Raw genomic sequence first — 20,444 nt, 5'->3', positions numbered from 1 at the left:
TGGATATTATCGAATGCCGAATATGTATTTGCTGGTTTCGAGGTTGGTGTTTTCTTGCTGCTTCTGAAGGCCATACACCTTGATCTTACCTGCGAAGTCTGCAATAAACCGGTAATTGCTTTGCATCGCCAGGTGAATGTTGTTCAACCGCTTTAAACGTTCATCGTCAGTCATGGACAGTTTGCCGTTTGTAAGGAGAATTTGCAGCGCGGTGATCTGTTCATCGCAGTCTGAAAGCAGTGCTTGTTTGACTTTTCCTACGTAATGCTTTTCCTTCGTTGACAGGTAGGTTGCCTGATTGAGACCGTTCACTGATCTTAAAATGTCTCTTTGCCATGTCAGAATATCATTTACCTGCGGGTTATTCTTTACTACCGCATTGACAGATCTTAACTTATCGTAGTAGGACGTGTGCAAACTCAACTCTTCTTTTAATGATCCGGTGATATAGCCTAAACCGCCGTTAGCGATTTGGTAACCTTGCTTCAAATAACCGGAGTAAACCTGTAAAGCTGCTATTTGCTGAAGCAGGTATTTCTTTTGAGTTTTCTTTTGGGAAAACCATTCGGCAAAAGTCTGCGCATGTGCTTGAGACACCCATAGCGAAGCAGCGGCGGTCACCAGCGCATAGGCTAACAGTGCCTTGCTCTTCCGGCCGATATCATCAGCCCGGCGCTTTAATTGGTTAATTGATTCCATACAATTCCTTGATTGATTTCGTATCTGCAATGTCACGGCTTCGTTGTAAGCAGATACGAATGTTTTGATTGTTGAACTGCTGCAAGTCGTTGTAATTGATATCCAATTGGTCGCTTGCATGATTAATGAGTTCAAGACGTTCAGCATCGGACATTTGCGTTTTGAAGCTATTGATGACCAATAATATCTGGTCAAGGTTCTGAACGCTGGCATCTAAGATCCCGCTGTAAACCTTCTGCATATAATTGATCTCTTCAGGACGGAAGTGGTTGTCTTTTTGAAATAACCCCCAAGCCCGCTTATACTGACCCACCAAAGCGGCCTGTTTCAGCGTGACATCTTTGATCCGCTGGTAATAAGCAATAGTGGATTTGATCTTCCATAACTCTGTATAGTAGCCGCTGTACAATTGCTTTTGTTCTTCTGTCCAGCCCGATATCTCCGTAAGTTTAACTTTAGATAGCTCGTTTTCTAACACTTTCTGTGCATTCTGCAACCAAATGGTCTTGTTTTGCATCCGCTGCACTTTAAGATCAATGGCTTTGATCACTTTCTTGACAGTGAGCTTGACTATCTCTGCAACTACAAATTGCGCTTTAACTTGACTTGCAGAAAAAAAGACGATTAGAAAAGCAATTAGAATAGTTGGCGATATCTTAAAATTTTTCATAAAAGCCTCCCTTATCCCTGAATAAACAGGAATTTTTGTTAGTCATGAAATCTGAAATTACTTTGTTTTTTTAAAAACTAAATTGTTCCAAATCAATTCGTTGGTGCTCGATTTGATTTCAATTTGCCTCCCCAGTTCACTCTCTATTAGGGTTTTTTTGTTTTCATCCCAAGATGCGGTCCAATGCTCTTGCTTATGTTGCTTTGCTAATGTTTTACCGTCTCTGATTTTTTTAAAACCTGTTTTTAAAACTATTGAGTAAGTTTTAGAATCAGTGTGAAGGGAAGTGATTTCTAATGTGTCGTCATTTACCGCATACTCACCCTTGGCTTGTGAGATATAAGCCCCTTCAATCTTAGAGGTATTTGCATTTCGTGTACAACTCGCAGATAATAAAGCGGTTAATAAGACTAAGATGACATTTGCTTTCATAATTAAAATATTTAGTTAAGCTGCTTTTCTAATTCTTCCTGAACGATAGCCGCAATGCCGCGCTGAATACTTCCATATTTTTTAGCATATTCTTGAACGCGGGCTTTTTCCGCAGATTCCGTTGTATAAGTCCAGTATTCCTCACGGCTCACCTCTGTCCGGTAAACTTTTGATAACTGCCCATTAAGGCTGATAAATACCTCTTTGTATTTCCGCTTATCATCATTGTTCCGGTTCATGCTCATGATCAGTGCCGTTTCTTTATCCGTGATGCCCAACAACTGTTGAATTTTCGGAAAGTCATTCTGATACTTACGCTGGTCAAGTAGGATTTTGCAGTCGCTGTTATTGATAATAGCCTGCTTTACCACCGGCGAACTGATGATATCTTCAATATCCTGGGTTACAACCAAAGCTTCACCAAAATATTTTCGAACCGTTTTAAATAAGTATTTAATGTATTCGGCCATGCCTTCACGCGCAATAGCTTTCCATGCTTCCTCGATTAAGATCATTTTGCGGGTGGCCTTACTGAGTTTGCGCATTTTGGATACAAAGGTTTCCATAATGATTAGTGTCACTACCGGGAAAAGAATGGGGTGATCTTTGATGTTATCTAACTCAAAAACAATGAAGCGGCGATGCAATAAGTCGAGGTTTTCTCTTGCATTCAACAGGTAAGCGTACTCACCACCTTTGTAATATGGTTTTAATACGAACAGCATGTTATCAATATCAAAACGCTCATCTTTTACTTTTGATTGTTTCATGGTCTCATAAAACTCCCCTGCAAGGAAATCATAGAAGCTATCAAAGCAAGGAAAAATATCAGAATTCACTTTAAGCTTTTCATAATAGTGGTACAAAGCGTCGGAAATCGCAATGTATTCTGAACGTTGTACGCCTTCATCTTCCTTCTTCCACAATGCCAGGATCATGGCTTTAATACTTTCCTTCTTTTCCGTATCCAGGTAGTCGCCCTGAGCGATATAAAAGGGATTGAAGCTGATGGGGTTGTCTTCTGAATAAGTGAAGTAATATCCTCCGACGAACTCACAAAGCCCCTGGTAACTGTGCCCTACATCGACCAATACAATGTGAGCGCCCTGTTCAAAATAGCTTCGCAAAAGGTGGTTGGTAAAAAAAGACTTTCCACTGCCCGACGGACCCAAAATAAACTTATTCCGGTTAGTCGTTATGCCTTTCTCCATCGGTTCATCACTGATGTCTACATGAATCGGCTTACCCGACAAGCGATCGCCCAGCCTAAGCCCGCAGGCACTGATACTGGATTGGTAGTTTGTTTCCAGATTTAAAAAGCAGGTTGCCTGTTCAACAAATGTATCAAAGGTATCATTCATTGGAAAGGTAGCTTCATTGCCTGGCAATCCCGACCACCATATCTGCGGCGCGCCGTCCGTTTCCTGTTTAGGTTGCGCATCCATTTGAGCTAAAGCTGAACTTACTTTATTTTTGAGGTCTTTAAGTTCGGCTTGGTCGCTTGTCCAGGCCATCACATTAAAGTGCGCTTTAACCGGCAACCGCTGCTGACTGATTGCTTCATTTAAAAATTCATGTGTCGCATCCCGGCTGATCGCATTTTCACGGGAATACGCAGATAACGATTGTAAGCGCAGCTTCTTTGCCTCCAGCTTCTTTAAGGTTTGCTGGCTGTCTTCAATAAATATGTACTGGTTGTACACATGGTTGCATCTCAACAGAGTGCCGATCGGTGAGGCAAATCCGGTACTAAACTTTGTTTTGTCCGTGCTGTACTTGTCAAATGTAATCCTCGGGCCACAAAGCGGCGGCAAGTTTTCTGCATCGCTTAAAGTAAAAAGCTGACAATGATCATTGCCAATGCGGATCTCGTCCTGAATGTGAATATCCTTTAAAACCGTATTGCTGGTCTTGTTGAGCAGAAAGCAGTACTGTTCCAGTATTCCGGCTGTCTTAGGCGTACCGGACAGTCCGTCGTCATTGATGCCCCGCAATGCAATTAGGCCGCTATCTTCCAGCACCTTGACGAACTGTCCGGCATTATCTAAAAAGTCACGAAACGGCTCTTCTGATGTGGTTTGAGAAGGGACAATGCGTTTGCGCATCAATGTGCTTACTGCGCTCGTGAAGGGTTTGAATTTTTCCGGCTTCTTAGTCAGGAAAATATGGCAATGATGATGCAGGTATGGACGCTCATGAAAATGCTTTTCGCTGGAATGTGACAGAAACGTTTTTACCTGCGTTTCGCCGTTTTCCTGAAACCTGGCCTTATACTGCTCACTTACAAACCAGTCCTGCTTATGGAAGATGGTATTTTTCGGCAGCAGCTTTATTGCCTTGATCCAGGCCTCGTGAAAACTGTGATATTCGTCGTTGGACATGGTAAAAATTTCCGGGAGGTCAACTTCATAACCAATGGTCAGGTCGCCTTGCACTGAAAGCATACAATCGTGCTCCACCTTATAAATAGGAAATACCTGTTCCGCTTTGCTGTGTGATTTCATGATCTTCTTTTTAATTGTAGAAATACGTTTCGTGTTGTGAATTGCAGGTAACGTGGCAGGTATCGCTTAGCTGATCTCTTCATCAGCCCATATTGACCGTACTTGTGACTGAGCTTAAAAACTTGATAAAAAAGCAGGCTCCCCAATGCACCTATGATGAGCAGGCACATGGTCACAGGTACGCTAAACAGGTACATCACCGCAAAGCCGATGAGCAAAATAACAAGACCTGCTGCCAAGTAGCCTATGTATTGGGCCTTTAGCCCTTTAAATTCAATGGGTTTATTGATGCCCTTATTGATCTGATACAATGCCATATTGATGCAGTTAAACGCCAAAAAAAGATTTTAGTACCGTAGCGACAACTACCAAAAAAATGCAGCTACCAAACCAGCTGGATGCAACCTTTCCAGTATCATGCTCGCCGTCGTTCCACTTTTTGTAAACCTTAATAGCACCTACCAGGCCTACCAAAGCACCAATGGCATACATCAAGGTTGTACCTGTAGTAAAATAGCTTTTGACCTGCGTGGTGGCCTCCTGAATGCCGGCATTACCGTCTTGTGCATACAAGGTGAAGGCAAAAAGGATAAATGTCAATGTGCCGAAGCCTTTCTTCAACAGATGCCTCAGATCGTTATTTCTTTTTACTTGCTGTGTTTTCATGATTATTTATTTTAAAGGGTTAAAAAATGTTACTCGTTCCAAGCAGGCAGGTCATTGCTTGTCAAGTCGAAAGGCAATTTTCCGTGCGATTCGTTCAAGATGTGCTCAATTACCTGTAGATAGTTTATTTCCGACTCGTAAGGTTTATAAGAGGTAAGCAGAATGTTCAGCAATGAAATAAATTCTGTTTTACTGTCAACGTCAGCGAAAGCATCAATGAGTTTGTCCGTCTCATTAAGCAGTTGTGTTTGTGGCAAAAACTCAACGGGCTTTGCTGCTGTTGATTCAGCAACTGGTTCGTTTAAGTCTTCGTTGATGTCAGCTTCCGCGAATTGTAACTCTTCGTCGGCTACGACGGTGATGCTTTGATCTTGCTTAGCTTGACCCATAACCGCAAAAGATGAAAGGGTGCTGCTTGGGGCAAGTAGCTGACCTGATTGCTTAGCTTTAAAAAGATTGGTAACCTCGCGTTGATAGTAGCGAAGGATCACATACAGGTAGTAAGATGCGCTTATGATAGCGATGGCTGCAAAATACTGCTGCCAGGAGATGGATGACAACATAACACTTTGATTTTAAAGACCATCTGCACCATGCAGCGATCTCGAAAGCAAAGGTTGGCCTATCCAAAAAACTTTTATCACACCTCATGTACAGGGTAGGATAAATTTTTTATAACAAATTGAAATACAGGTAGTTAAAAATGGTTATAATTTTAACTTTTGCTGAATAGAGCCATCTTCATCCAATTTTTGATCCATTTTACGGAGTAAGGCAAGCTTCAACTTATCCAATAATAGCGTGCGGTCTTTCTTCCTTCTTGTAATATCCGTGTATTTATGATAATACTGGCCTAAATCGATATGAAAAACCGTTTGAAAAAAGCTAACAACACTTTTGATCTCCGCATTGCCATTATTAAATACGCCAGCAGCGACCAGCGCGTAAATCAGTTCGATCAGATCGGTCTTTGAAAATGTCCAGGTGAGCGGAAGATCGAGGCTCATCTCTAGCGGGCGCTCATCATGATTATTGAGCTTTTGAAGTTCGATATTTAAAAAGTCCTGATATTTTTCGTTCGCGATAATATTGGAAAGCTTGTAGTCGTGGCTGGTTGAGTAAACTTCGTCCTCTTCAAATTTTTCCAGTTCCACATGTACGTCAAACCCACCACGCGTAAAATACACTTCATCCATCTGGGTGGAACCTGAGCGGTAATACTGATAAAAAGCGCCGTTATGATCGAAATAACGTTTAAGATCGGCCAGTTCAGAGTTGATATATTCTTTTAAATGATCTTCGGCTCCTGTCGGCCTTTTCATTAGGTAGTTATAAACGCTGATGAAGTAAATGTATTTACTGTAGAATTGGGGTTTTACTTCTTTGAAAAAATGTATCTCGTCTTCGACACTTTCAAAAGAATAGCTGGAGATGTAGCTTTTCAGCTTAGCCATAGCTTTTTTGCAAAGGATGATAGAAGCTTTGTATTTTTCGGCTAAAGGTTCGCCGTTTGTGGAAATTTCGTTTAATTGATTTTCTAAAGCGCTGTAGTAACGCTCGGTGATGGTGCGCATTTGGATTTGGATTAGGCAATTAGGATTATTGCTTAATACGCAAAATAAGAATAACGTGTTACGACATGTTATTCGTTTAACTTCACCTTAAATCAATATTACGTTAATATGACGATCAGCATTATTACTTAAGAGTTAATTACGACGTCTTGAACAATAGCCTTATGTCATCTTTGATCTGCTGGTAGTTACGCAGGACTTCCGCCTGATCAATATCTCGAACGGTGGGGATAGGTTGATAACTCAACTCCTCGTTGCGAATACTATCATGGTCATTTTGGATTTCATTATGAAACACTTTTAAGCTGATCTTATTGGTTGGGTCATCGGCTACCATGCCCACAAATTCACCGGAAGATAGCCCAGCAATTTTAGAGGCAGGTATCGCAAAATCCAACTGCGTGGAACGGCTCACAGAAGTATCCTGGCTGTTGATCGAGACACTTTCTTTTTGTTGGTTAATTTTTCCGAAGCGTTCTGACAACTGTTTGGCTGTATCGCCTGTTACTTGCCCGCAAATAATATTACCTACGATATTCATAATAACCTCTGCCTGATCACGACCATAATCCTTTTTAAGCTGGCTGTAATCCTGTACCGCCAGTGTCACGGCTACCTTATTTGACCTTGCCGTAGCGATAAGGTTGTCAATGCCGTTAAAGTAAATGGTTGGGAATTCATCGAAAATCATGCTGCATTTCTGGCGATTTTTTTGGTTAACCAGCTTGTTGATGCGATTGATATACAAGGACAGCACAGCACCGTTAACCTGTGATTTTTGCGGGTTATTGGCAAGGCAGACGATCTTCGGTTTATCAGGATTATTAATGTCTAAAGAGAAATCATTGCCACTTAACACATAGTAAAGCTGTGGTGATGATAGGCGCGCCAAACTGATCTTAGCGCTTGCCACCTGACCTTCTAATTGTTCATAGGCCTCATTTTGCCAGGCAGAAATAAAAGGGTTGATCAATACTTCAATTTCAGGTTCTTGTAGCAATACTTCAAACAATTCCTTGTAATCCACCTGCGCTAACTCAATAACATGAGGTAAAGTACAAAAGCGGCCATCCTGGTACCTTCGAAGAAACCACATGATCGCTGTAATAAAGTTGATTGGTGATTCTACAAAAAAGTCTCCCTGCTTTTTGATCCATTCCCGATTTAAACCAAGCATGATCGTTCGGCTGGCGTCAATCGCATCTGTTATATCCAGCATGGTTTCTGGCTCTAGTGGATTCGCGCGGTGCATGATCTGTTCGAGGTTAATTACATACTGGGTCGGTTTGACCTTGTACAAGTGACCATGTTGAAGCAACGCGTTATAGGCAATCTTGGTTAGGTCATCATACTTAAAATCGTAGATCAGCATGGAAAAACCTTTTTGAATATGCTGAGTGATAATGTGGCGGATAACAAAGTAAGATTTACCTGATCCCGGACTGCCACCTATCAAAGTACCACGAAAAGGGTTGATAATATTGATCCAGCTTTTACGCGCCTTGCCTTTCAGGTAATAGATAGCAGGCAAGTTGATCGAATACTCATTGTCGAGATACCGCTCTTCCTGCGGGAATGATTCGTTGGCTTTGTTAAAGATGTCATCAGCAAGCTTCAATTTGAGCATTCTGAACAAAGCACTTAGTCCTGACAAGATCAGTAGATATCCTAACGAGGTTGTGCCGATATATAGTGATGCTCTGATTGATACCGAATAGTTGACGTTGAGGAATACTGCACTGATAAAGTATAACAGCAAGCCAATCAATGCATAGGTAGTGATTGTTTTAAGATTGATCTTTTCATCTTTCTTCCCCTTGCTGCCTAACAAGGAAATCATTAAAGCGAATAGTGCTGCAAGTTTTGCATAAAGCACACTTTTGAAGACTGTCATTTTCGAGACAGACAGTAGGATACTGTTAATGACCGGCTTGGTCAACCCCCAATGCTGAAATGCGGCATAGCAAGAAATATAAAAATGAAGGATAAGAATGGCCAGGCTGATAAACCGGGTAAAATCAATGATTCTTCTTAATGCTTGTTCGTTTTCACCTGTTTGCATAACTGTAAAATTTAAAGTGAATGCCCTCTGCGTTTTTTCTTTCGCTTTCTTTGTTGAAGCCTGCCGATGGCTGCCATATCTTGTTTCTCTTCCTGGAATAAGGCTTCTAGGAATGCACTGCCACTGTTGAAGTTGGTATTACCTGTTATTCCTGTGTTACCCGGTAACTGGTTATTGCCGGGTAGTTCAGCTGTATGGCTTGGTTTAATGCTTCCTTCTGATCGTGCAAAGAATTGAGAAAGGCTGTTTGCGCTATAGTTTTTGCCTAAGTCACTGCCGTTGAACACAGCTTTAGTTTTATGATCGACAAAGGTTACCCCATATAACCGGCCATCCTCACTGTGCCTAAAAATGGCTTCAATATTCTGTTCTTTAAGCTTTAACTGAAACTCGGTTTTACCAATCCGTTTGCTCAGCAGATCATCAATCGTCTGCTTTAGCTGCTCTCTTAATGATTTGCGTAGCACGTCATTTAAAGCAAAGCGTCCTTCGAGCGCCTTTAAAGTTGGTTTACCGTAGATACTGCTGGCCTTGATGGGAACGCCGATCTTGCCGCCTTTACCATCCAGTGCCCAGTATACCAACCCGTTTTTCTCGTACATCCTGGATTCTTTTGAACCCCGGTCAGCCGTCACGTTAAAGCCGTTTAGAACCGCGTTAAATTCCGGGATACTGGTAAACTTGTATGTTCGCAATACCTCACTCACCACATTGGTGATCGCCCGCTTCGTATCTGATTTTCCGTAAGCCAATTGTTCCAGGGAAAGAGATTTAACATTATGCTGTGCTTTCCCCTGATCCTCTGCCTTGACCAACCCGTAATTTAGCTCTACTTGCTTTCGTGACTGCTCAGAAGCTTTATTAGCCAGCAAATGAAAACTGATCCGTTCACCATCTGCCTTGATGTTTGTAGACACCAAATGTAGATGGGGATGTCCGGCATCGTAATGCTGATAGACAAGGTAAGGCTGTTTACCAAACCCTAGGCCTTCCATATACTCATCGGCAATTTGCTGAAGTGTCCATTTGTCCAAATTTTCACCAACTGCAAAGTTTAACGACACGTGCAAGGCATTGACCTGCGTGCGTTCATTCCGTTTCGTCAGGTCAGATAACCGGTTCACCTTATCGCTGAATGAGAGGTCAAACGGCTCCTTTAAATATCCCTGTGCCAGGATCAATTCAGCCTTGCCTAAGCGCACCTTATGCTCGTTATAATTTATTGCTCCGAGGACGCTTCGTCCGGTTTTAATTTTTGCGACCATAGTTCTGAAAAGTTTAGCATGCGGTCTTTGATCTGGGCTATGGCCGGGTCAACCTTGGTGCCGATAATAGACATCAGCGACAACCATAAACGGTTGTCTGCGGAACCATGCGCTGCGTTGATTTGACGGACTGCCTGGTTCAAATTGTTACCAATGGCATTGAGTTCCCGGCGCAGCAAAGACAGCTCTTCAAGCATCTCATCCATGGACTTGTCCCGGTAATTTACGGTGACTGGTTTTTCCAGCAAAACACACCGGATGTACTCGCTCATCTTCCTGAACCGCGTCTTTTTGAAACGCTTGTCTATCAATAAAAATTCACCAGGTTTAAACCTCGTGGTGATCTTTCGTAACCTGTTCTCTTCTTCATTTTCCATAACTCAAATCATCTAAAAATCCGACTTCGGAGGATTTTTATAGCACCCCCGGACTGACTTCGGAAGGGAGGGCAAGATTCCGTTGTCCGACAACGGTTTATCTTGCTGATTGCTGAAAAATGCAATCTCGTCCTTTTGCAAAGTCTTCAATTTGGACTTGTTCAACATCATCAACTTACAACGACTCATTATAAAATGGTGATTGCCTGAACATGCGTTTAACTTCTTGCCTATGGTTATAAATCCATTCTGCTGCACATACTTTCCAGTTGTAAATCGTGCCACCAGTCGGCGTTTTCCACCCTCTACTATCATGCTCATTGAAGAACTTTTCAGTTAGTTCGGCTTCACCTTTCTGGTCAAAATAGATTTGTAAGACGTCCTTATCAGGAGGCATGCTTGTACCCATGCCATCATGAATTTGCGTCAAAGTTTTACTGGATTCTCTAACCTTGTTAGGCTCCCTTGGTAAAGCACGTTTGGCTTTGCGTTTCATGCCATCTTCATCTGATCGTTCAACTTGCCGGAAGCCATCAGCTTTTCAATTTCCTCCGAATTGTAGTAAGTGATACCACCCAATTTCTTGAAAGGGATCAGGCCCTTATCCCGGAGATATTGCAGTTTGCTTTCAGATAGCCGAAGCATTTTTTTTATCTCAAAAGCTTTCAGCCACTGGTGTCCCGGCTGGCCGGATTGTTCTTTGAGCAGCTTCTTAATATCAACGATAAGCTGTTGCTTGAAGTCGAGCAAGTCCTGAACCGTGATCAACTGATCACGATTTACTTTAGGAAAGTCATGTTGGATTTCATTATGATTTGCCATAGCTTAAAATTTAGCAATAGCAAATGTGAAGAACTGAAAAATAAATTTATCACACCTCATGTACGAGGTAGGGTATTTTATACTTAGAAATCCAGTTCGCATTGTAATTAACACTATAGAAAATATTAAGTTATCCATAGTTGACATAGCTACTTACGTTAGTGATTGTCAAACAATAACGGACTTGAAGATATCAATAGGCAGCGATGTAGTCAGTTTAAATCATTGATGCAAGTAAAAAGTGGGCATTCTTTCACAAGGGAGCTTTTGGACTGGAAAATTAATAATTTTTTACTTGGAGGTTTAAGTTTGCTTATCTCAAGGTTAGAACTATTGGGCAACATGTTAATTTTTTTCAAAATATTCGTTATAAATGCGCTTAAGGTCATACACCCTTTTGAACTGAAACACCTAAATCAAAATTAATCATAAGTTGAGCTTAATTGTTCCCATCGATAAGGACGATTTTTGTTCTATTTTTGGGAGAATGTCTTTGTCCTAGTTTGGTAAACGAAGAGGTGGTTAAAAAGACTCTTTTTTAGCCCCGTGTCCCGCTAAAGCCCAACAAACTTATGCATATCTAGCCAGCCCACATCATCAACACTCCCCATCGCTTTGCCTAGATGTAAATTATATCAATACCTAGTTTATCTTCTTAGATAATTCCATCAATTTCCCCGTCACCAGTTTTTCATACAGCTTGGTTGGCATCTTTAATGATAGCAGCTGAGGGAGGGGCTGCATAAGCATTTGATAATTTTGTATGGCCATTATTAAACTTTGATTATTGATCTTTTACTTAGTTAAATACTCAAAGAAAAGTGAAACTTATAAGGTCATATTAACTCTTTTGAGGGGTTTATTTATGTTTGATTTGAACGTCTACAGCTATTTCCTCACAGCGAACTTCATATTTCCGCTCTGGTTTTGAATACACATTTACAGTTTGGTGAGAAGTAGCAAAAGAGTTATCATAAATGAAGGTATCACTGCCAAACATGATTTCCTCAACCTGCGCAGCTTTATAAACTGAATGGTTGCTAGGAGCATGGCGATAAATCAATCTTTCTATTTTCTTAACCTTGTAGAGATTCTCAATATCCTGCGTATTGTCGTCTGGCATTATGATGAATAAATAATCTCTCGCACGACTTATGGATACATTAAGAATATTTTGCTTATTGAGGAACATACCCGAGTGTTTACTTATTGAGTATGGTGGGTTGAAAATTGAAATGATAATATCACATTCATCACCTTGGAAGCCATGAATTGTGCCAATTTGGATTTCTACTTTTTCAGTGTCTTCAAACTGTTGCGCAAGGAGTTTTTCTATTAGCGTAGCCTGAGCCTTGTAAGGACAAATTATTCCAATTCTAAAGTTGTCATCGTGACTTGATTGAATTTGAAAAGCAAGTGATTTGGCGAACTCAACTGTGAATAAAGCTGAATAGATTTGATAGTTTGATTTGTTAAGCGTATTAGGCTTGTAAATGCTTTCAAACTTTGCGACGGGAAATTTGATGATATTTATGTCCTTGAAATCAAATCCTTTAACGCTCAATTGCTTTTGCTCTTCACCCGTTCTATGGTGTTCAAGAATGCCATTGTAAGTGAAATGGCTGAAGATATTGCCAATCGTTGGAACTGCCCTATATTGCTTACGAAGGTTAACTATTTCAAAATCATGCGGTACAGTGGCAGGCTCTACAAATCTGTCAAGGTTTACCATGCTATAAATATTCATATCTTTCCAATGATTGATAAGTGTTATTGGCTGAATCTGGAATGGATCACCCGCAACTACAAATTTGGCGTCTGGTTTCTGATATAAGACATAAGCGATACTGGCTAAGTTGACCATTGAAGCTTCATCGATTATAATGTAATCCCACTGAAGGAATTTAAGATGCAATCGTTCACTATGGATTTCAGGTTGAAAATAGTCATATGCGAATCTTGCAATTGTAGTTATAGTCGTATTCTTAGGCTTGTATCTAATATCAAATGCCTTATCGATTACAACCGGATTATCTCCAAGAGATTCATCACTCGTATTACCAAAACGAAGTAGCCAATGGTGATATGTCTCATCATCTCCCATTTTTTCAATTATCCGCTTTGTGAGTACGTCTGCTGATTTGTTTGTTGGTGTAAGTACTAATACTTTAAGGTTTTCATCTTGCTGCATGAGAGGTATAATCTCATTAGTTGCGAGATAGGTTGTTTTGCCGGTACCAGGAGGGCCAAATATGAAGCGAATATCTTCTGGTAGGCTTTGCTGGAGATTATGATGATCATCTAAGCCAAGTTGACTGAAAGCTTTTCGAAGTTCTTCAAGAATGAATACGGGATTCTTTATATCAATGACTATTCGGTTTACTTTAGATAGGTCAATCTCAGAAATATCGGCAGACTTTTTCAGCTTTGCTCGGAGGGTATATTCTTTAACACTCACAACCTCCACAGTGACAGTTTTTGATTCATCACCAAAATACAAGCGAATTTGAAGATCTCCAATATCCTCAATGGATTGGGGGATATATCTGTTCGGGTGTTTGAGAATCAATGTCCGTTCTGTATCTGGTTCTTTTTCTGCTTTGGTAAATTGAATTGAAATTTCCTTTCCATTAGTATTCGATTCTGAACTACTTAGGTACTCCAGTTCAAGCAAGGCTTTAAACCAAGCGTAGGAATACATTTCAGATTCATCAACAATCTCATTCAATTTCTCAATTCGAGTAAGGTCTTCAATTTGGGCTTCTGTTTGTTCCTTGAGCTTGTCAATCTTCCTTTGGAGGTCAACAGAAGGTTTGATATAATCATCCTGATCTACTATTAATTCAGGAGGTTCCTGATCTTTTTGTTGGTTTTCTTCTTCCTGATTTTCGGCTCTGGCTTTACGCTTCTTTTTGATCCCTTTTTTGAGGCGGTCTAAGGTGTCTTCAATGGCTTCATCCATGAAACCTTCTTCATCTTCATTACGATTGCCCTGAGAACCTGCGGACTTCTTTTTAGCCTTTATCATGCTTAAAGCCTCCGCTAATTCTTCTTCAGTAATTCCTTCCTGTTGTAATTTTTTACCAAGTAGGTATGCTGCACGTTGATCTTCTGAAAGGTCTAATTCATCTTCTGGGCTTTCGATTCCTAAAAAATCAAGGAATGTAGAAATATCAAGATCCTGCGCTGTGTAGATTTCGTTCAGTTCTTCTCGTTGAATTTCTGATGCTGATTTTACATTGCCCTCTTTATCAAAAAGCCATTTATCATTTTTGAGAATAGATGACAGTGTAGATTCGAACTTTTGGGACTTTGCATATTGATTCCATTTGGGTACATATCGAAAGTTGCCCATAATACTTGATTCAAGAGAGTAAGAAGACTTACCGTGTACATGAGATAAAAGATATTCCCAAATAAGGGCTGATATTTCGGGATTGATAGTTGATACTGCTTCCTCTAGTCCTTCTAGAATAGTATCTGTAATGATTTGATTGGAGACATAGGTTTGTGATACTTCAATTTCTTCAAGTCCAAATCTTTCCTTGTTTTCGTAGTTGGATTCTAACTTTCTATTTAGCAAACGGGGTTGATTGCTGCAACCTAAGGACAAAAGGAATGAATAGAACGAGTTTTTACGAGGACTATGGATAAAGTCCAGATAGTAATCTTCATCCAAAATATAAACTTCGTTTGCGTGAGCAAAATACTTGTTGAGCTTTTCGCTTGGAAGATAAACGGATTGAGGATTGCAAAAGTAGATCGTATCGGGTTCACTTGCTTTTCGGGTTGCTATGAAACAAGTTTCTTGGAGCTTGTCGAGATAGTCCCTTTGAAGGGAAGCCGGGCAAGCATCATAGTACGATAAGAAAGATTCAAAGTGGGCTAATATTTTGTCCTTATCATCATAGTCAAAACCGTCCTTGTATTGTGGAATTATCGTTTTGAAGATTTCTGCTCGTAAATCGGGTTTACCAATACCCAAACCTTTAAAGAAGTCCATAGCTTCTTCGTCTTCTGTAAATGGTTTATATATGGTATCGTAGCTAGTCACCCTTTCAGAAGGCAAAAAAATATTAGGTGCTGTTAAATCATCATTGAAAGGTATAATGGCATTTCTGTTTTGGTTTAACAGGATTGGTCGTTTTTGAGCAAGCTTTTCCTTATCATCCCAAAGGGACTTTCTACCCCCCAAATAAGCATAGAACTTCAACAACCACTCATTTGATTGCGCTTCCAGAAAAGCAGCATCAATCCTCCTCAGAAGCTTTTTGGGATCTAAGGTGTCGTTAATGATTGAATTAATATAGCTTTCTAAGGACTTATTGGCTTGGTTAAGTTGCTTTTGTCCTTTGCTTACGAATACCAATCCGGAATCAGGGTTACCCATTAGCTTACTGATTTGTTGGTCGGAGAAGAGTTCTGCTAATTCGGGATCTGATGCCCAATACGCTTTTGCGGTTTTATAGTATTTTCCATTTCTCCCTGGCAATAATTGGTCGGCTCGAAATTTTTTTAGGATTTCGGTATAGAAAGGTTTGAATGAAATTTTGGCTTTGCTACCTACGTCTACAAAATCACTTTCCTTGTAAGGAATAAGCTCTAAAATACTGTCGTTGAGCAGGTAGGTTTTATCTCTTTCACCAATGGTTTTAAGTATTGGTAAAGAATTGGCACCAAGCTTTGCTGCAAGCTGCATTATTTCCAAATTCCATTGCTCACCCGCTTTTATGCCCTCTCTACTATCTGTCAAAAGGAATGGAGCTTGAATAACAAATCCTAACTTGGTTTCTTCTTTAGTTGGAAAGAAACAAAATGCTTCATAAGTATAGCCGGTTTCCAGTTCCTTTTGATCCTGTACAAAGAAACCCACATAAATGCGGTGGTGTGATGTAAGCTGTTTGTGTGAAACACCAGTAGAGAATAACCATATCAGTTCCTTTCTATTGACTTCATTTTCCACACTTTCTACCTCTGTTAAATCAGCACGGATATTGTCAAACTGTTCCGTCTTTAAAGTCCGCTTGGAATAGATGCCTTTTTTTCCATTTGATTTCCAAGTGATTTTTTCAAGATTGGTAAGGAACAAATTTGGCTGGAAGAGTGAATCTAATTTGTCCTCAATCTCCGTATAGGCATCCTTAGGTAACTTTGAAATGTGATTAAAAGGGAAGTAGAAAACTGTTTCACCTGCTGCTCTCTGGCCATTCAATGATTCAATTTCCTTTGGCACAATATAATTTTCAAGCTTGAAGTTGAAGTTATCATCATAAATGTGGGGTGACATGCTGTAAGCAAATACTGCCTTGAATCCTATTCCAAACTTGCCGATTTTCTGTTCATCGATCTTCGTTGAATTTCCTATAGAAGTAATAGCATTAATATGTCCAAGCTTGCCATTCTCCACGTCTTCATCCTCATTGTCAGGGTTAGATATCGAAAATCGTACAGAGCCGTTGTGCTTAAACCAAAGACCATTTGCTTCAAGTCGGAACTCAACCCAAGAAGCTTTTGTATCATCTGCATTTTGAAGCAATTCATAAACAAAATGCGCACTATCGGAGTACTTTTTAATAGCTGTTTCCCAAATGCCGCGATACGCTTTCTTTAAAAGAACTTCAACGTCTCGCTGTTTAATTTCTTGTAATCTGGCTAAGTGGTTTTTTTGTAATGTCATACTGATAAGGTTTAAGGTTTTTTTATTAGGCTTTTAAGTCACTAACCGAGCCAACTACCCGGTAATTGACATGATCGATTGCTTTAAAATGCTTTTCAGCACATGCTATTTTCAGTCGCTCGCTATCTCTTAAAAGCGTGCGGTCTTTCACCGCTTTTGGGTCTTTAGTTTCTGCCACGAAGTAAATCTTGCTTTCTTCTCCGTCTTCCTTTTTAATTAATGCCCAATCAGGATTATAACTTCCGATAGGAGTTTTGACGATAAAAGTTCTCGGAAGCTTTACATAGAAAATTATATCATCCCTATTTTCGCAATCTTCGGCAAACTTGCGTTCTGGTGAACTGAGTGAATCAATGGTCACATAGTTGTAAAGCGTTTTCGCTTGTTTTTTAACCTCTATCAGGTTTTCCAAATACTGCTCAATTTCTGCGGATTCAAACAACTTCATATTATATATTTTGCCAGCAATCTTCTCGTATTGGATGCCATTGATTTTAATGCGGTCAAATTCATGCTTGATAATACGTACCACGCTATCCATGAATAGCTGAGGGTTGTTGAATATTTCGCCTAAGCGGTTGGATTTCAGCGCTATTTGGGTAATGGTATCACGGGTAAGCTCCGTTTTAGATTGAATATAGGCGATAAAATCAGGAATCTCATAATTGGTTTCCTTTAACATTTTCTCCTTTGATCCTTTCTGCTCTCCTCCTAATTCAATTAGTTTGCCATTAGTATCTCTGACGAATCTTGCCACATTCTTTTCACGGTAAATCACTGGCCGTTCAATAGGCGGCATTGCTTGCAATGCTGCAACACAATTTGCAATTAGCTCTTTGGTGCTGTAATCAACTTTGTATTCGGTTTTTGCTCTGATTTTCTCCCAAAGCTCAAGGAATAGAGAATCCTCCATCCATTTGTCTTTGAGTTTAACACTCGTTCTTGTTCTGGCATTTTTGATACGACCTTCGAACTTCACACCGCAATCATCCTCTATTTCTTTTTGAAGCGCTTTGGAGAATGATTCATAGGCTTCATTAGCAATTACGGTGAGCCTGTTGATCGAACGGTCAAGATTTCTCGCTCCGGTTTGGTCAACGCACAAACGGAGGCCTCTACCGATTTCCTGCCGTTTCTTAATATCCGACTTGGTTTCGTTAAGCGTACAGATTTGAAATACATTAGGGTTGTCCCAACCTTCACGTAAAGCGGAATGACTGAAAATGAAGCGGAGTGGTACTTTTTCATCCAGCAACCTTTCCTTATCACGCATAATCAGATTGAATGTATCGTCATCTGCCTTAGTGGTGCGAGCTTCTTTGGTGTCCTTGTACTTACCTGCTTTATCCTGGCTGAAATATCCATTATGCACGTCTTTAGCATTGAAGCTCATTAAGCCCCTGTAAGCTGGCATATTCTGCCATTTGATATAGCTTTCTTCAAACCATTCGGCAAACTTCCCTTGCACAGTGTTTCCTGTATCATCATACTCACGATAATTGGCGACGCGGTCGATAAAAAAGATTGACAGTACCTTAATTCCTTTGCCCTGCAACTCTTTTTCCTTCTTAAAGTGGTTTTCTACTGTTGCATCTACCATTTCTCTGAGTATTTGATCGGTAAGACCTCCCGCGGCTTGACCCTGATAGACAATTTGACCACTTGAAAACTCAATAAACTGATTGTCGGCATCTATCTCATTGATTACATAGCCATCTTTGTATATATCCCAATTTTTAGAAAGCTTGTAAAGATCATCCCCAACCTTTGCTGAAACCTGTTTTTTCTGTACGCCCGCTTTTTCATTAACGAATATGGAAACCTGGGCAGTAACCGATTTCTTAGCCATGCGAAAACTGTCAACACTGATAAATGCTCCTGAGCTGTCGTTTCTGGCCACTACAGAATCAACCTCAATTTGCTTTACCAAGCCCAAGTCATATGCCTTTACCGGGTCAAGCTTATAGACAAGGCTGTAATGGTTCTTATGTGTTGCAGAATACCTCAGCGTGAATAGAGGATTGAGATTGGCAATAGCTCGCTTTCGAATATCGGTTTCCATATTCTGCGGCTCGTCTATAATCACAATCGGATTGGATTTCTGAATGTACTCTATCGGCTTTATGCCTGATTCTCTTACCTGATTGATGACATTGGCATCTTTTGTGAAGGAATCAATGTTGATGACCAGAATTTGAATGGCGGTGCTCTTGGCAAAATTGCCCAATTCTGTTAAACGGCCTGAATCATATACCTTGTAATCCGCAGGTTGATTTTCGTAGATCTCTTGAAAGTGGTCGAAAGTAATTTGGAGAGATTTTATAACCCCTTCACGGATAGCCACTGAAGGAACTACAATTACAAACTTCTTGAAGCCATACACCTTGTTGAGCTCATAAATAGACCGGAGATACACATAGGTTTTACCGGTTCCGGTTTCCATTTCTACGGAGTAGTTGGGAAACTCAGTTACTGCTGATTTGCCTTCCAAAACACTTTTTACGGATGCATCTTCATTATACCAAAGCTTTTCAATGGCAGATGACGTTTCGTCTTCTCTTAGCTCATTTTCCCGCTGAACCTTGTTAAGATTCATGAGCAACTCTTCTTCCGTAAGGGCAAGATTGTTGCCTACACCTGCCTCAGTGAAGGTGATACTACCGCTGTTGGTATCAGCCATAGAAAATTCAAAATCTGAATTGCTTAAAGGTTGGCCATCAAACAGGTCAATGACTGATTGAATGGCTTGAAGCTGGTATTCTTGGTTTTTATCGAACTGTAGTTTCATTGGCCATCTGTATTAAGTAATTGAATAAATCAGGAGAAAACGCATTGTATGGTGGACGTGGAAATAGACCTGAAACTACTACTCTGTTTCTTTCAATAAGATCAATTTTCAAGTTAGTGTGATTTTCACTTGTTTCATTCGTTCCCCATACGATAAAAAAAAGCTTAGGCTTGTAGTTTAACTTTGTATGGAAATTATCTATCAAATCGAACAGTACATTAAATCTTCGCCAATCTTCCTGTCCGTATTTGCCTATTCTTTCGTTTTGGATAGGGCTGTCAATGTTGTGTGTCTTAAATTCTATAATAGCCTCATATTGCTGTGTACGATTATTGAAAATCAACGAGTCAATATCCCCAGGCCATGGATTGGTAGTATTGTTTGCCAAATGGCATTCTACGTTAGATGATGCTGAGTTTAGGTTCTTTACGAAACGAAAGCTGAATCCTCTCAAAGTTCCGATACCCTGTTCTAAGTCATTGATATTGACTCTTCTATGAGTATTGATTTGCATTTCACCATCAACAACATGAAATGTGAAAGAATGGATTAATAGGTCTGTTTTGCTAAAACCAATTGGATAGTCTTTCGGCCAGATGAAAGTATAAAAGCGACATTGAAGTACCTCAGCCAATTGGGTTATCAGTTGAATTTCACTATTTGAAATTACGTTTTCAACATCTTCTCGAGTAATAGGTTCGTTTGGATGATCTTCTATAAACTCAAACTTTTTGAATATACCATTAACTTTATTGTTACCATTCACGATAAATCCATCTACACTAATGACGGTATACTCAGTATTTTCCGTTTTAATCCATAGAACCGGATTATAATTGGTAATTGGATATCTGGTGGTTTTTCCGGTGCATACCCTATTTTCTGGAACAAGTAAAATCATAGCTCAA

The 20,444-nt window shown here is 40.1% G+C and carries 16 protein-coding genes; all 16 read right to left on the bottom strand.

What is annotated here, in order from left to right:
- Positions 1 to 6: 6 nt before the first annotated feature.
- Positions 7 to 699 carry a hypothetical protein gene (locus DYU05_RS05720; RefSeq protein ID WP_117382001.1) on the bottom strand — a complete coding sequence of 231 codons (693 nt, stop codon included), beginning with the start codon at positions 697 to 699 and terminating at the stop codon, positions 7 to 9.
- Complete coding sequence (locus tag DYU05_RS05715; protein ID WP_117382000.1) at positions 686 to 1,369, bottom strand: conjugal transfer protein TraI; 684 nt, start codon at positions 1,367 to 1,369, stop codon at positions 686 to 688. Before DYU05_RS05715 ends, DYU05_RS05720 begins: the two co-directional genes overlap by 14 nt.
- Before the next feature lie 57 nt (positions 1,370 to 1,426).
- Positions 1,427 to 1,801, bottom strand: a complete 375-nt coding sequence (locus DYU05_RS05710; RefSeq protein ID WP_117381999.1) for a hypothetical protein — start codon at positions 1,799 to 1,801, stop codon at positions 1,427 to 1,429.
- 11 nt (positions 1,802 to 1,812) lie between these two features.
- Positions 1,813 to 4,305, bottom strand: coding sequence for a TraG family conjugative transposon ATPase (locus DYU05_RS05705; RefSeq protein WP_117381998.1), 2,493 nt, complete (start codon positions 4,303 to 4,305; stop codon positions 1,813 to 1,815).
- Positions 4,302 to 4,622, bottom strand: a complete 321-nt coding sequence (locus DYU05_RS05700) for a DUF4133 domain-containing protein (protein WP_117381997.1) — start codon at positions 4,620 to 4,622, stop codon at positions 4,302 to 4,304. The genes DYU05_RS05705 and DYU05_RS05700 overlap by 4 nt, the downstream gene beginning before the upstream one ends.
- 10 nt (positions 4,623 to 4,632) lie before the next feature.
- Positions 4,633 to 4,971 carry a DUF4134 domain-containing protein gene (locus DYU05_RS05695; protein ID WP_117381996.1) on the bottom strand — a complete coding sequence of 113 codons (339 nt, stop codon included), beginning with the start codon at positions 4,969 to 4,971 and terminating at the stop codon, positions 4,633 to 4,635.
- A 29-nt stretch (positions 4,972 to 5,000) separates the two neighbouring features.
- A complete protein-coding gene (locus DYU05_RS05690; protein ID WP_117381995.1) occupies positions 5,001 to 5,534 on the bottom strand; it encodes a hypothetical protein in 534 nt (177 codons plus the stop codon).
- Between the two features lie 144 nt (positions 5,535 to 5,678).
- Entirely contained in the window at positions 5,679 to 6,545 is an 867-nt protein-coding gene (locus tag DYU05_RS05685) for an RteC domain-containing protein (RefSeq protein ID WP_117381994.1), read from the bottom strand.
- Positions 6,546 to 6,684: 139 nt separating this feature from the next.
- Positions 6,685 to 8,607, bottom strand: coding sequence for a conjugal transfer protein MobC (gene mobC / locus DYU05_RS05680; RefSeq protein WP_117381993.1), 1,923 nt, complete (start codon positions 8,605 to 8,607; stop codon positions 6,685 to 6,687).
- A gap of 11 nt (positions 8,608 to 8,618) precedes the next feature.
- On the bottom strand, positions 8,619 to 9,872 hold the full coding sequence (locus tag DYU05_RS05675) for a relaxase/mobilization nuclease domain-containing protein (protein WP_117381992.1): 1,254 nt from the start codon (positions 9,870 to 9,872) through the stop codon (positions 8,619 to 8,621).
- Positions 9,827 to 10,249 (bottom strand): plasmid mobilization protein, encoded by a 423-nt coding sequence (locus DYU05_RS05670; protein ID WP_117381991.1) that lies wholly within the window; start codon positions 10,247 to 10,249, stop codon positions 9,827 to 9,829. The genes DYU05_RS05675 and DYU05_RS05670 overlap by 46 nt, the downstream gene beginning before the upstream one ends.
- Positions 10,250 to 10,424: 175 nt before the next feature.
- The gene (locus tag DYU05_RS05665) at positions 10,425 to 10,745 is read right to left on the bottom strand and encodes a hypothetical protein (RefSeq protein WP_117381990.1); all 321 of its coding nucleotides are present in this window, start codon (positions 10,743 to 10,745) and stop codon (positions 10,425 to 10,427) included.
- The gene (locus tag DYU05_RS05660; protein WP_117381989.1) at positions 10,742 to 11,071 is read right to left on the bottom strand and encodes a helix-turn-helix domain-containing protein; all 330 of its coding nucleotides are present in this window, start codon (positions 11,069 to 11,071) and stop codon (positions 10,742 to 10,744) included. The genes DYU05_RS05665 and DYU05_RS05660 overlap by 4 nt, the downstream gene beginning before the upstream one ends.
- Positions 11,072 to 11,930: 859 nt before the next feature.
- Positions 11,931 to 16,748 (bottom strand): DEAD/DEAH box helicase, encoded by a 4,818-nt coding sequence (locus DYU05_RS05650; RefSeq protein WP_117381987.1) that lies wholly within the window; start codon positions 16,746 to 16,748, stop codon positions 11,931 to 11,933.
- Positions 16,749 to 16,773: 25 nt separating this feature from the next.
- Positions 16,774 to 19,536, bottom strand: a complete 2,763-nt coding sequence (locus DYU05_RS05645; protein WP_117381986.1) for a restriction endonuclease — start codon at positions 19,534 to 19,536, stop codon at positions 16,774 to 16,776.
- The gene (locus DYU05_RS05640; RefSeq protein ID WP_117381985.1) at positions 19,517 to 20,437 is read right to left on the bottom strand and encodes a hypothetical protein; all 921 of its coding nucleotides are present in this window, start codon (positions 20,435 to 20,437) and stop codon (positions 19,517 to 19,519) included. The genes DYU05_RS05645 and DYU05_RS05640 overlap by 20 nt, the downstream gene beginning before the upstream one ends.
- Positions 20,438 to 20,444: the final 7 nt, after the last annotated feature.

This window comes from Mucilaginibacter terrenus, assembly GCF_003432065.1.
Classification (GTDB): domain Bacteria; phylum Bacteroidota; class Bacteroidia; order Sphingobacteriales; family Sphingobacteriaceae; genus Mucilaginibacter; species Mucilaginibacter terrenus.
This window is presented reverse-complemented; position numbering and strand designations above follow the sequence as displayed.